The 13,018-nt window shown below is 71.8% G+C and carries 11 protein-coding genes; 9 read left to right on the top strand and 2 right to left on the bottom strand.

Annotation, left to right across the window (positions count from 1 at the left end; translation table 11 throughout):
• Nucleotides 1–69 precede the first annotated feature (69 nt).
• Complete coding sequence (gene fomD / locus OG490_RS23995) at nt 70–789, top strand: cytidylyl-2-hydroxypropylphosphonate hydrolase (RefSeq protein WP_330298341.1); 720 nt, start codon at nt 70–72, stop codon at nt 787–789.
• Nucleotides 790–1,042: 253 nt separating this feature from the next.
• Nucleotides 1,043–3,214 (top strand): ATP-binding SpoIIE family protein phosphatase, encoded by a 2,172-nt coding sequence (locus tag OG490_RS23990; protein ID WP_330298340.1) that lies wholly within the window; start codon nt 1,043–1,045, stop codon nt 3,212–3,214.
• Between the two features lie 94 nt (nt 3,215–3,308).
• Here OG490_RS23990 and OG490_RS23985 read toward each other — a convergent pair whose 3' ends face one another.
• The gene (locus tag OG490_RS23985) at nt 3,309–5,579 is read right to left on the bottom strand and encodes a transglycosylase domain-containing protein (RefSeq protein WP_330298339.1); all 2,271 of its coding nucleotides are present in this window, start codon (nt 5,577–5,579) and stop codon (nt 3,309–3,311) included.
• Nucleotides 5,580–5,823: 244 nt separating this feature from the next.
• Here OG490_RS23985 and OG490_RS23980 point away from each other — a divergent pair, with 244 nt between their 5' ends.
• The 5 genes from OG490_RS23980 (at nt 5,824) to OG490_RS23960 (ending at nt 10,745) form a co-directional block, all read left to right on the top strand.
• The gene (locus tag OG490_RS23980; RefSeq protein ID WP_330298338.1) at nt 5,824–6,735 is read left to right on the top strand and encodes an SPFH domain-containing protein; all 912 of its coding nucleotides are present in this window, start codon (nt 5,824–5,826) and stop codon (nt 6,733–6,735) included.
• Nucleotides 6,732–7,013, top strand: coding sequence for a hypothetical protein (locus OG490_RS23975; protein ID WP_443065862.1), 282 nt, complete (start codon nt 6,732–6,734; stop codon nt 7,011–7,013). Before OG490_RS23980 ends, OG490_RS23975 begins: the two co-directional genes overlap by 4 nt.
• A gap of 155 nt (nt 7,014–7,168) precedes the next feature.
• Nucleotides 7,169–7,702 carry a PadR family transcriptional regulator gene (locus OG490_RS23970; RefSeq protein ID WP_330298336.1) on the top strand — a complete coding sequence of 178 codons (534 nt, stop codon included), beginning with the start codon at nt 7,169–7,171 and terminating at the stop codon, nt 7,700–7,702.
• Nucleotides 7,699–8,385, top strand: coding sequence for an ABC transporter ATP-binding protein (locus tag OG490_RS23965; RefSeq protein WP_330298335.1), 687 nt, complete (start codon nt 7,699–7,701; stop codon nt 8,383–8,385). The genes OG490_RS23970 and OG490_RS23965 overlap by 4 nt, the downstream gene beginning before the upstream one ends.
• Nucleotides 8,382–10,745 carry an ABC transporter permease gene (locus OG490_RS23960; protein WP_330298334.1) on the top strand — a complete coding sequence of 788 codons (2,364 nt, stop codon included), beginning with the start codon at nt 8,382–8,384 and terminating at the stop codon, nt 10,743–10,745. The genes OG490_RS23965 and OG490_RS23960 overlap by 4 nt, the downstream gene beginning before the upstream one ends.
• Nucleotides 10,746–10,802: 57 nt before the next feature.
• On the opposite strand, the gene OG490_RS23955 is transcribed toward OG490_RS23960, so the two are convergent.
• On the bottom strand, nt 10,803–11,768 hold the full coding sequence (locus OG490_RS23955; protein ID WP_330298333.1) for a hydrogen peroxide-inducible genes activator: 966 nt from the start codon (nt 11,766–11,768) through the stop codon (nt 10,803–10,805).
• Nucleotides 11,769–11,903: 135 nt separating this feature from the next.
• Between OG490_RS23955 and OG490_RS23950 the strand changes: the two genes are divergently transcribed.
• Nucleotides 11,904–12,458: a peroxiredoxin gene (locus OG490_RS23950; RefSeq protein ID WP_330298332.1), complete on the top strand. Its 555-nt coding sequence runs from the start codon at nt 11,904–11,906 to the stop codon at nt 12,456–12,458.
• 3 nt (nt 12,459–12,461) lie between these two features.
• A complete protein-coding gene (locus OG490_RS23945) occupies nt 12,462–12,998 on the top strand; it encodes an alkyl hydroperoxide reductase (RefSeq protein WP_330298331.1) in 537 nt (178 codons plus the stop codon).
• The last annotated feature ends 20 nt before the right edge of the window (nt 12,999–13,018 follow it).

Here is a 13,018-nt window from a genome sequence, read left to right as displayed (position 1 = left end):
TCCCGTCCCCGGACACCTCGGCGACCTGCCCGGCGGCCAGGTTCCGGGCCCCAGCCCTAAGATCTCCGCATGACAGGTCACGGAGGCCGCGGGGGCGGCAGAGCGCGGGGCCCGGAACGGGACTCCGCGCCGGGCGGGCACTGGCTGCCCGGTGAGCAGATCCTGTGGCGCTACCGCGACCACGCGCCCGGGCTCGAGGGCGGGGTCCACATCTGCCGGCCCGTGACCGTGGTGCGCGACACCGACGAGCTCCTCGCCGTGTGGATGGCCCCGGGCACCGAATGCGTCAAGCCGGTGCTCGCCGACGGGACCCCCGTCCACGAGGAGCCGCTCGCCACCCGGTACACCGCGCCGCGCACCACCGTGCGCTCGCGCTGGTTCGGGGCGGGCGTCCTCAAGCTGGCGCGCCCCGGGGAACCGTGGTCGGTGTGGCTGTTCTGGGAACACGGCTGGCGTTTCAAGAGCTGGTACGTGAATCTTGAGGAGCCCCGCTCCCGCTGGTCCGGCGGGGTCGACTCCGAGGACCACTTCCTCGACATCTCCGTATATCCGGACCGCACGTGGAAATGGCGGGACGAGGACGAGTTCGCGCAGGCCCAGCGGTCGGGTCTGATGGACGGCGAGCAGGCCCGGCGGGTCCAGGACGCGGGGCGGGCCGCGGTGGAGCTGATCAAGGCCTGGGGGCCGCCGTTCTGCGACGGCTGGCAGGATTGGCGGCCGGACCCCGCCTGGGGAGTGCCGGCACTGCCCGAGGACTGGGACCGCACTCCGGCGCATATGACCTCATGAGACCCTTGATGCGCCCCCGGGGGACAATCGTAGGATCGTCCTCCGCCAGATCGTCGGCAGGGGTGCCGTACGGTCTTTCTCCGGCAAATGACGCCAGGTGAGCGTGGATTGACCGGAGGCCGACGCACGACGAGAGGTAACGAGCGGGACCCGGAACCACGGGCTGATGGTGTCCCCGCCGCTGAGCGGGTATACCGCGACTGACCGAGTTGAGTGCAGCGCACATCGAGCGCAAACGGACGGAATGCCACGCGTGACGGAGTACCCCACCTCTCAGGAGGGCTCGCAGCCGGTTGCCTCCGGCGGTCGGACCGACGAGCCGAGTGCCTCCGGCGGTCCTACGGAGGAGCAGGGCCACGGCAAAGCCCAGGTCCCGGCGGCCGAGGCCGTACGCACGCATGCCCAGATCCAGGCCTCCGACTTCCCCCACCCCCGCGATGCGGCGCGCCCGCGCGACGGGGCCGCCACCCCCGGTGAGCCCGGAGCCGCCCCCGGGGCGGGCCCCGACGGTGACGCCGCACGCGGCATCGCGACGGCGGGCAGCTCCGCCGCGAGCGCCGGCCGAGCCGGTTCCGCGCCCGGCCAGGGCAGTGGCGGGTCCGGTTCCGCGCCCGTCCAGGGCAACGGCCCCGAGGCCATCGCGCGCCGCGAAGGGGACCGGCTGCGCTTCGTCGGGGCCGCCACCCGGCGGATCGCGCGCGGCATCGACCTCGACGAGATCGTGCTCGGGCTGTGCCGGGCCACCGTGCCCACCTTCTCCGACGCCATCCTCGTCTACCTGCGCGACCCCCTCCCCGTGGGCGACGAACGCCCCGTCGGCCCGGTCGTTTTAAGGCTCCGTCGCACCGACCGGCTCCGGCCGATCGACGAGTTCACCGGAACCGGCACCAGCGCCGCCGGCTCCGGAACGGGCGGCGGCACCTTCGGCGCCACCCCGGACGGCGAGCTCGACTTCAGCCAGCTCGCCCTGGTCGGCCCGCAGGGTGACCTGCCCGCCGCCGAGCTCTGCGAGATCCGCCCCGGCGGGGCGCTGGCCGAGGTGCTGCGCGGCGTCCGCCCCGTCTTCGGATCCTCCGCCGCCGCCCGCGCCGCGCTGCCGGAGCTGCTGGGCGCGGACCACCCCGTACCGCGCGGCCAGCGGGCCATCCTCGCGCCGCTGCGGGGCCGCCGCCGCGTGATCGGCGCGGCGGTGTTCCTGCGCACCCCCGAGCGGCCGGCCTTCGAGACGAACGACCTGCTGGTCGCCGCGCAGCTGGCCACCCACACCGCGCTCGGCATCGACAAGGCCGTGCTCTACGGGCGCGAGGCGTACATCGCCGACGAGCTCCAGCGCACGATGCTGCCCGACAGCCTCCCCCAGCCCACCGGGGTCCGGCTCGCCAGCCGCTACCTGCCCGCCGCCGAGACCGCCCGGGTCGGCGGGGACTGGTACGACGCCATACCCCTGCCCGGCAGCCGGGTCGCACTCGTCGTCGGCGACGTCATGGGCCACTCCATGACCTCCGCCGCGATCATGGGACAGCTCCGTACGACGGCCCAGACGCTGGCGCAGCTCGACCTGCCGCCCGCCGAGGTCCTGCACCACCTGGACGAGCAGGCGCAGCGCCTGGGCTCCGACCGGATGGCCACCTGCCTCTACGCCGTCTACGACCCCGTCTCGCACCGGATCACCATCGCCAACGCCGGCCACCCGCCGCCGGTCCTCCTGCACCTGGGCGGCCGCGCCGAGGTGCTGCGCGTACCCCCCGGCGCCCCCATCGGCGTCGGCGGCGTGGACTTCGAGGCCGTGGAGCTCGACGCCCCGGCCGGGGCCACCCTCGTGCTGTACACCGACGGGCTGGTCGAGTCCCGGCTGCGCGACGTGTGGACCGGCATCGAGCAGCTGCGCGAGCGCCTGGCGACCACCGCGCAGCTGACGGGCCTGGACCACCCGCCGCCGCTGGAGGCCCTGTGCGACGACATCCTGGACATGCTGGGCCCCGGGGACCGGGACGACGACATCGCGCTGCTCGCGGCCCGGTTCGACGGGATCGCGCCCAGTGACGTCGCCTACTGGTTCCTGGACCCGGAGGAGACCGCTCCGGGCCGGGCCCGCCGGTTCGCCCGCCGCGCGCTGAGCCGCTGGGGGCTGGAGGAGCTCCAGGACTCGCTGGAGCTGCTGGTGAGCGAGGTGGTGACCAATGCCGTGCGGTACGCCGAGCGGCCCGTCACGCTGCGCCTGCTGAAGACGGACGTGCTGCGCTGCGAGGTCGGCGACGATTCCCCGCAGCTGCCGCGCCAGCGCCGGGCGCGGGACGACGACGAGGGCGGCCGCGGCCTGTTCCTGGTCAACCGGATGGCCCGCCGCTGGGGTGCCACCCGGCTCAGCAGCGGCAAGGTGGTCTGGTTCGAGCTCCAGCTGCCGGGGACGCCCGAGCACCACTGACCGGGAGCCGCCACGGCACACACCACCGCCCCGCGGCTCGCTGCCTGCGGGGCGGTGGTGTTTCCGGGTCCTGCGGTCCTACGCTGCTGCGCGCCTACGGGACGTCCACCGGCGGGGCCGGCGGCGTCGGGGTCGGCTTCGGCGGGGTGGGCGTCGGCTTCGGCGGCGTGGGGGTGGGCGTCGGCTTCGACGGCGTCGGGGTGGGCGTCGGCGGCGTCGGAGTCGGTGTGGGCGTCGGGGTCGGCGGCGTGTTGCCGGCCGGCGGCGGGGTGCTTGTGGTCTGGCTCGGCGTGGTCGACGCGGAGCCGCTGCCGGTCGGCGTCTGGGCCTTGCCCATGTCCGCGTCGTCCAGGGAGAAGGAGTCGGTGTCCACGCCCTTGAGGGCGGCGAGCGTGTACTGCTTCCAGATCGCCGCCGGGAAGCTGGAGCCGCCCGCGCGGCCGCCGCCGGCGGTGCCGGTCAGCGAGGTCTGGGTGTGGGTGCCGGGCTCGTCACCGAACATCGCGACGACGGTGACCAGTTCCGGGGTGTACCCGGTGAACCAGGCGGCCACGTTCTTCTCGGTGGTGCCGGTCTTGCCGGCGGCCTCGTAGGCCGAGCTCTTCACGGCCCGGCCGGAGCCGTCCTCGACCACGCCGGTGAGCACCTTGGTGACGGTGTCGGCGGTCTTGCGGCTGATGGCCTGGCCGCCGACGCCCTGGACCGGCTTGTACTCGCGGTCCTTGTGCACGGCGGACTTGATGATGGTCGGCGTGACCTTCTTGCCGTGGTTGTCGAGGGTGGCGTAGACCCCGGCCATCTCCGCGGTGTCGGCGCTCATGGTGCCGAGCGACATGGCCGGCCGGTCCTCGGGCCAGCCGTCGCGGTCGTGCATGCCGAGGGCGAGCGCGGTGGTCTTCGCGTTCTTCGGTCCGACGTCCACGATCATCTGGGCGTACACGGAGTTCACCGAGGAGTTGGTGGCGTCCTGCACCGTCATCATCGGGGTGCCGAAGTCGTGGTCGTCCTGGTTCTGCGGGTTGAACGGGGTGTCGCTGCCGACCACGGGGCGCTTGCTGGTGCCGTCGTAGAGGGTGTTGGGGTTGATCGGCTTGCCGTCCTGCGTGGTCGCCTTGTTCTCCAGGGCGGAGGCGAGCACGACGGGCTTGAAGGTCGATCCGGGCTGGAAGTCCTTGCGCAGGGCGTTGCTGGCCCACTGCTCGCTCTGCCCCGTGCCGCCGTACATCGCGAGGATCGCGCCGGTCTTGGGGTCCACGGAGGTGGCGCCCGCCTGGACGGCGGCGTCGACCGGGCGGCCCTTGCGGTCGAGCTTGGATTCCAGCTCGTCCTGGACGGCGGACTCCAGGGCGGCCTGCTTCTTCGGGTCGATGGAGAGGGTGATCTCCCAGCCGCCGGCCTTGAGCTGGGCGTCGGTCATGCCGGTCTGCTTCTTGAGCTCCTCGTCCGCGGCCTGGACCAGGTAGCCCTTCTGGCCCTCCATGCCGGGGGCGGGCTTGGGCTTGATCGGCTCCTGGAACTTCATGTCCTTGCGCTTGGCCGGGTCCAGCTTGCCCATCTCGACCATGTTGTCGAGGACGCCGTTGAAGCGGACCATGACGAGGCGCTTGCCGTTCGGGCCGGCCGTCGCCCAGTCGTACTGGCTGGGGGCCTGGAGGACCGCTGCGAGGTACGCGCCCTGTTCCAGGGTCAGCTTGTCGGCGTCCACGCCGTAGTAGGCCTGGGCCGCGGCCTGGATGCCGTAGGCGCCCCGCCCGTAGAAGTTGGTGTTCAGATAGCCCGCGAGGATCTCGGGCTTCTCCATCTTCCGGTCGACCTTGAGGGAGATGACCATCTCCTTCAGCTTGCGGGTCGCCGTCTGGTCCTGGGTCAGGTAGAAGTTCTTGACGTACTGCTGGGTGATGGTCGAGCCGCCGGCCTTGCCCTTGCCGGTGACCGTGTTGAACAGGCCTCGGGCGATGCCCTTGAAGTCGATGCCGCGGTCCTCGTAGAAGGACTTGTTCTCGATCGCGATGAAGGCCGTCTGCACGTCCGCGGGGATCTTGTCGATCGGCACGATCTGGCGGTTGAGCATGCCGTCGCTGGTGTCGCGGGTCATGACCGAACCGTCGGCGTACTTGTAGATGTTCGTCTCTTTGAGCGCGTTGGCGTTGGGGTTCGGCGCGTCCACGTAGAAGTAGAGGCCGACCAGGGCCGCCATGCCGAGCAGGATCGCTCCGAAGAAGGTTCCGAGGATCTTCTTCCAGGTGAAGAACCGGCGTATGCCGGTCCGTTTGCCCGGCTTCCCGCCCTTGCCCTTGGCGCGCCCGCGCGGCGCTCGTCGCGCACCGCGCTGCTGCTGCGACTTTCGCGCTTCTGCTCGGCCCATCGCTCCCGCTCCGCTCGATTACCCCCCGACGTCAGCTCAGAAAGCTAACACCGCAGGTTGTGACAAAGGATGGCCAACCAACACCAATACCGGTCAATTCGGACGTGAGAATCAGCACCCACTCATACGGAACCGACGCACGGAAAGGCCGCGAGGTTGCCGGGAGCTGTCACTGGGCGCCGAAAAGTGATATCACTTTGATAGGGCGCCCGACCGGCGGCCACCGAAGGAAACGGGGCAGACCATGACAGAGAACAAGGGCGTCGCCGAAGCGGGCGTACGGGAGTTCCCCGCGCGGAGCGTCGGCGGCGGGCTCGCACTGCTGCTCGGACTGGCGGGAGTGCTGGCCGGAGTGGGCCTGGTCTTCACCGGCGCGACGGCCTCCACCGACGGCGCCAAGGCCGGCCTGATCGCCTGCGGCGTCCTCCTGACCATCGCCGCCGTCGTCGCCATGAGCGGGCTGAACACCGTCGCCCCGGGCGAGGCCCGCGTGGTCCAGCTCTTCGGCCGCTACCGCGGCACGGTCCGCACCGACGGACTGCGCTGGGTCAACCCGCTGACCTCCCGCCGCCCCCTGTCCACCCGGGTGCGCAACCACGAGACGCCCGTCATGAAGGTCAACGACGCCTACGGCAACCCGATCGAGCTGGCGGCCGTCGTGGTGTGGCGGGTCGAGGACACGGCGCGCGCCGTCTTCGAGGTCGACGACTTCACGGAGTTCGTCGAGACCCAGACCGAGACGGCCGTCCGCCACATCGCGATCGAGTACCCCTACGACGCCCACGAGGACGGCGGCCTGTCGCTGCGCGGCAACGCCGAGGAGATCACCGAGAAGCTGACCGCCGAACTGGCCGCCCGGGTCGAGGCGGCCGGCGTCCAGATCATCGAGTCCCGCTTCACGCACCTCGCGTACGCCCCGGAGATCGCCTCCGCGATGCTCCAGCGCCAGCAGGCGGGCGCCATCGTCGCGGCCCGCAAGCAGATCGTCGAGGGCGCGGTCGGTATGGTCGAGCTCGCCCTGACCCGCCTCGCGGAGCAGGAGATCGTGGACCTCGACCCGGAACGGAAGGCGGCGATGGTGTCCAACCTGATGGTGGTCCTGTGCGGGGACCGCGCGGCCCAGCCCGTCCTCAACACGGGCACCCTCTACCAGTGAGCCCCGACGGCGGCGGCAGCGGCACGGAGGCCGGGGAGGGCGCGGAGCCCGAACCCGAGGCCGGGCCGAAGCGGGCCCGCCAGGCCCGCAAGCAGGTGCTGCTGCGGCTCGATCCCCAGGTGCACGACGCGCTCGCGCGGTGGGCGGGCGAGGAGCTGCGCAGCGCCAACGCGCAGATCGAGTTCCTGCTCCGCCGCGCCCTGTCCGAGGCCGGCCGGCTGCCCGGCACGGCGGCTCCCATCCGGCCCCGCGGCCGCCCGCCGAAGCCTTCCGACTGACCGCCGCACACCCCGCGGACCCCTGAGGCATCTCGCCTCAGGGGTCTTTTTCAATCCGCGAAAACCCCCTCCGACCTGCGGAAACATCATCCACCCCGCCAGCTATACACCGCGCGTATACAGCGAGGGTATACACCGCATGTACAGTCGAAGCCATGTCCATCGGTCCCATCGGTCACACGCTGCTCGGTCTCCTCGAGGCCGGCCCCCGCCACGGTTACGACCTCAAGCGCGCCTTCGACGAGAGATTCGGGCACGACCGCCCGCTCGCCTACGGGCAGGTCTACTCGACCATGTCCCGACTCCTGAAGAACGGCCTCGTCGAGGTCGACGGACTGGAGAGCGGCGGCGGCCCCGAACGCAAGCGGTACGCCATCACCGACGCCGGGATCACCGACGTCGAGGCCTGGCTCGCCCAGCCCGAGAAGCCCGAGCCGTACCTCCAGACCACGCTCTACACCAAGGTCGTGCTCGCCCTCCTGACCGGCCGCAGCGCCCAGGAGCTGCTGGACAGCCAGCGCTCCGAGCACCTGCGCCTGATGCGCATCCTCACCCAGCGCAAGCGCAAGGGGGACCTCGCGGACCAGCTGGTCTGCGACCACGCCCTGTTCCACCTCGAAGCCGACCTGCGGTGGCTCGAACTCACCGCGGCCCGCCTCGACCAGCTCGCCCAGGAGATACGACGATGACCCCGGCCGGCACTCTGCTCAGCGCCACGCAGCTCCGTAAGGCCTACGGCCCCACCAACGCCCTGGACGGAGCCGACTTCTCCATCCACGCCGGCGAGGTGGTCGCCGTCATGGGGCCCTCCGGCTCCGGCAAGTCCACCCTGCTGCACTGCCTCGCGGGCATCGTCACCCCCGACTCCGGCACCATCACCTACGCCGGCCGCGAGCTCTCCGCCATGAACGACACCGAGCGCAGCGCCCTGCGCCGCGGCGAGTTCGGCTTCGTCTTCCAGTTCGGCCAGCTCGTCCCCGAGTTGACCTGCGTCGAGAACGTCGCCCTGCCGCTGCGCCTCGCCGGAGTCAAGCGCAAGGAGGCCGAACGCACCGCCCTGGACTGGATGGAGCGGCTCCAGGTCGAGGACCTCGACCGCAAGCGCCCCGGCGAGGTGTCCGGCGGCCAGGGCCAGCGCGTGGCCGTCGCCCGGTCCCTCGTCACCAGCCCCCGGCTGATCTTCGCCGACGAGCCCACCGGGGCCCTGGACTCCCTCAACGGCGAGCTGGTGATGCAACTGCTCACCGAGGCCGCCCGGTCCACGAACGCCGCCGTCGTCCTCGTCACGCACGAGACCCGCGTGGCCGCGTACTCCGACCGCGAGATCGTCGTCCGCGACGGCAAGTCCCGCGACATGGAGCGCGCCGTATGAGCCGCGGCGGACAGAGCGCGCTCCAGGTCTGGGCCCGCGACCTGCGCCTCGGCACCCGCTTCGCCTTCGGCGGCGGCCGCGAGGGCTGGACCCGCACCCTCCTGACCGGCGTGGGCGTCGGCCTCGGCGTGGCCCTGCTGCTCATCACCAGCGCGATCCCCGGCGCCATGGCCGCCCGCGACGCCCGCGCCGACGGACGCCAGACGTTCACCTCGCCCACCGCCGTACAGGCCGGCCCCGACACCCTGCTGATCGCCTCCGTCGACCAGTCGTACCGCTCCTACGGGGTCGACGGACGGCTCGTGCAGCCCGAGGGATCCCGGGCCCCGCTGCCGCCCGGCCTCAAGGAGTTCCCCGGGCCCGGCGAACTCGCCGTCTCCCCCGCCCTCGACAGGCTGATGAAGACCGACGAGGGCAAGCTGCTGCGCGACCGCCTCGACGGGAAGATCGTCTCGACCATCGGGGACGCGGGCCTGGTCGGCCCCGGAGACCTCTACTTCTACGCGGGCAGCGACCGGCTCGCCGAACTCCAGAAGACCTCGCCCCAGTACGTCAAGCGGGTCACCGCCTTCGAGAACAGCCTCGAGAAGCCGGCCCTGGACCCCGTCCTGACGCTCCTCGTGGTGCTGACCTTCGTCGCCCTGCTGATGCCGGTCGCCGTCTTCATCGGCGCCGCCGTCCGCTTCGGCGGAGACCGCCGCGACCGCCGGCTCGCCGCCCTGCGCCTGGTCGGCGCCGACGGCCGGATGGTCCGCCGGATCGCCGCGGGCGAAGCCCTCGCCGGATCGCTGATCGGCCTGGTCCTGGGCACCGGCTTCTTCCTGGCCGCCCGGCAGCTCGCCCCGGCCATGAACCTCTACCAGCGCAGCGTCTTCCCCTCCGACCTCAACCCGACGCCCTGGCTCGCCGCGCTCATCGCGCTCGCCGTGCCCGCCGCGGCGGTGGCCGTGACCCTGTTCGCCCTGCGCGGCGTGGTCATCGAACCGCTGGGCGTGGTCCGTACGACGACCCCGCGCAGGCGCCGGATCTGGTGGCGGCTGCTGCTCCCGCTGGCCGGACTCGGCCTGCTGGCCCCGATGATGGGCCGCGGCAACGACAGCGGGCAGTTCAACCAGTGGCAGGTCTCCGGCGGCGTGGTCCTGCTCCTCGTCGGCATCACCGTCCTGCTCCCCTGGGTACTGGAACGGGTCGTCGGCCGCATCGGCGGCGCGGGCCCGGTCTCCTGGCAGCTCGCCGCCCGCCGGCTCCAGCTCACCAGCGGCAGCGCCGCCCGGCTGGTCAACGGCATCGCCGTGGCGGTCGCCGGAGCCATCGCCCTGCAGATGCTCTTCGCCGGCACCCAGGGCTCGTACACCCGCGACACCGGACACGACCCCGCCCTGGCATCGATCTCCGTCATCATGCGCTCCCCCGACCGGGGCGAGCCCCTCAGCCGGACCCTGAGCGCGACCGAGGGGGTCACCCAGGCCGTCGCGCTGGGCTCCACCAGCGCCGCGCGCACCGCCAACAGGTCGTACGAGGAAACGGGGATCCAGCTCACGATCGGGACCTGCGCCGCCCTCCAGGTGGTCGCGGACCTGCCCTCCTGCAAGGACGGCGACGCCTTCGTCCTCACCGGCGGCGGCGGGGCCCGAGGCATGACCGGCGACACCGCCCAGCCGGGCGAGAAGCTCTTCGCCGGAAACATCTACGAGGGCGAGGAGGCGACGGCGCCGGTCGCCTGGACCGTGCCCGCCGACGCCCGGACGGCGGCGGCCCGCAAGGGCCCGCTGGGCAATCTGGAGACCGGGCTGCTCGTCACCCCGGCCGCCGCCCCGAAGGGCCTGGGCGGATTCCAGTCCTCCCAGGTCTACGTGAAGCTGGACCCCGCGGTGCCCGACGCGATCGAGCTGGCCCGGACCGCGGCCTTCAAGGCCGACCCGCTGTCCGTCCCGATGACCATCCAGGCCACCGAGGTCAACGACCGCTACGCCTCCATCCGGACCGGCCTGCTGGTCGGATCCACCCTCGTGCTGATGCTGATCGGAGCGAGCCTGCTGGTCTCCCAGCTGGAGCAGCTGCGCGAGCGCAAGAAGCTGCTGTCGGCGCTGGTCGCCTTCGGTACCAAGCGCTCCACGCTCAGCCTGTCCGTGCTGTGGCAGACCGCCCTCCCGATCGGCCTGGGCCTGGCCCTGGCCACGGTGGTCGGCCTCGCGCTCGGCATCGTCCTGATGCAGATGGCGGGGGTCTCCATCCGGATCGCCTGGACCCCGGTCCTGTCGATGATCGGCATCGGCGGCGGCGTGGCCGTCCTGGTCACCCTGCTCAGCCTGCCGGCGCTGATGCGCCTGATGCGCCCGGACGGGCTGCGCACGGAATAACTCCCCCGCGCGCGCAGTCCCGTACGCCCTTGTGCCCCTGCGCCCTTGTGCCCGCTCTCAGTCCGTCAGCCAGACGGGGAGCGGGCGCACGGCTTCGCGCAGCGCGTCGGCGACGGCACGGAACTCCGCCTCGCGGGCGGTTCCCGTCCGCATCGCCAGCGCGATGCGCCGCGAGGGCGCGGGCTCGGCGAAGTATCCGGTGGCCAGATGCTCGTTGCGGGCGGTCTCCAGGCGCAGTGCGGTGCGCGGCAACAGCGTGACGCCGAGCCCCCCGGCGACCAGTTGTACGAGGGTGGACAGCCCGGCGGCGGTGGTGGTGACGTCCGCCCCGGTGGTGCGTCCGGCGTCGTGGCAGATGTCGAGGGCCTGGTCGCGCAGGCAGTGGCCCTCGTCGAGGAGCAGCAGCTGCAGTCCGCGCAGTTCCTCGTGCGGGATGTCGCGGCGGTCGGCGAGCGGGTGCTCGCGCGGCGTGAGCAGGACGAAGTCCTCGTCGAAGAGCGGCAGTTCGGTGACTCCGGGGACCGCGAGCGGCACGGCGAGGAGCAGCAGGTCGAGCCGGCCGCCGGCCAGTCCCTCCAGCAGCGAGGCCGTCTGCTCCTCGTGCACCTGGAGGTCGAGGCGCGGGTAGCGCCGCCGGAAGAGCCCGAGGACGGTCGGCAGCAGGTACGGGGCCACGGTGGGGATCACCCCGAGCCTCAGCACCCCGGTGAAGGGCGCCCGTACGGCCTCGGCCTCCTCCAGCAGCCCGCCCATGGCGTCGAGCACGGCCCGGGCCCGGACCGCGATCCGCTCCCCGGCGGGCGAGAGCAGCACCTTGCGCGTGGTGCGTTCCAGCAGCTGCACGCCGAGGGCCTCCTCCAGCGCGGAGACGGCTCCCGAGAGCGCGGGCTGGCTCATCCCGATGGCGGCGGCCGCGTCCCGGAAGTGCAGGTGTTCGGCCACGGCGGCGAAGGCCCGCAACTGCGCGAGCGTCGCCTGCCGCGCCTGCTTCACCGATCCCGCTCCCCTGTTACCCACAGCCACTGATAGGCACCTCCGATCACTGGTCTCTAGACTAGCTATTTCCGCAATCAATGCAGCTGTGTCAGCATGTGAGATACGTCCAACCCCGCCGGAAAGCCCCCAAAAGGGTTACTTTCCCGTTCGCAAGGAGAGCGCGTGCTCACTGTCGGTGACAAGTTCCCCACCTACGATCTGACCGCCTGCGTGTCGCTGGAGGCCGGAGCCGAGTTCGCGCAGATCGACCACAAGTCCTACGAGGGCAAGTGGCGCGTGGTGTTCTTCTGGCCGGCCGACTTCACCTTCGTCTGCCCGACCGAGATCGCCGCCTTCGGCAAGCTGAACGAGGAGTTCGCGGACCGCGACGCGCAGATCCTCGGCGTCTCCGGCGACTCCGAGTACGTCCACCACGCCTGGCGCAAGGACCACGCCGACCTGCGTGACCTGCCCTTCCCGATGCTGGCCGACTCCAAGCACGAGCTCATGAAGGACTGCGGCATCCAGGGCGAGGACGGCTTCGCCAAGCGCGCGGTCTTCATCGTGGACCCGAACAACGAGATCCAGTTCTCCATGGTGACCGCCGGTTCCGTCGGCCGGAACCCCAAGGAGGTCCTGCGGGTCCTCGACGCCCTGCAGACCGACGAGCTGTGCCCCTGCAACTGGAACAAGGGCGAGAGCACCCTGGACGCCGGCGCGCTGCTGGCCGGTGAGTGAGCGATGTCCCTCGACTCCCTCAAGTCCGCCATACCGGACTTCGCCAAGGACCTGAAGCTCAACCTGGGTTCGGTCATCGGCAACAGCGACCTCCCGCAGCAGCAGCTGTGGGGGACGGTGCTCGCCTGCGCGATCGCCGCCCGCTCCCCGCGCGTCCTGCGTGAGCTGGAGCCGGACGCGAAGGCGGCCCTGTCGCCGGAGGCGTACACCGCCGCCAAGTCCGCCGCCGCGATCATGGCGATGAACAACACCTTCTACCGCACCCGCCACCTGCTCTCCGACCCGGAGTACGGGAACCTGCGCGCCGGCCTGCGGATGAACGTCATCGGCAACCCGGGCGTGGAGAAGATCGACTTCGAGCTGTGGTCGCTCGCCGTCTCCGCGATCAACGGCTGCGGCCAGTGCCTGGACTCGCACGAGCAGGTCCTGCGCAAGGCGGGCGTCGACCGCGAGACGGTCCAGGAGGCCTTCAAGATCGCCTCGGTGATCCAGGCCGTCGCCGTCACCCTCGACGCCGAGGCCGCCCTCACGGGCGAGTGACACCGCGCACGCACGCCCCG

The organism is Streptomyces sp. NBC_00503 (assembly GCF_036346895.1).
Taxonomy (GTDB): Bacteria; Actinomycetota; Actinomycetes; order Streptomycetales; family Streptomycetaceae; genus Streptomyces.
This window is presented reverse-complemented; position numbering and strand designations above follow the sequence as displayed.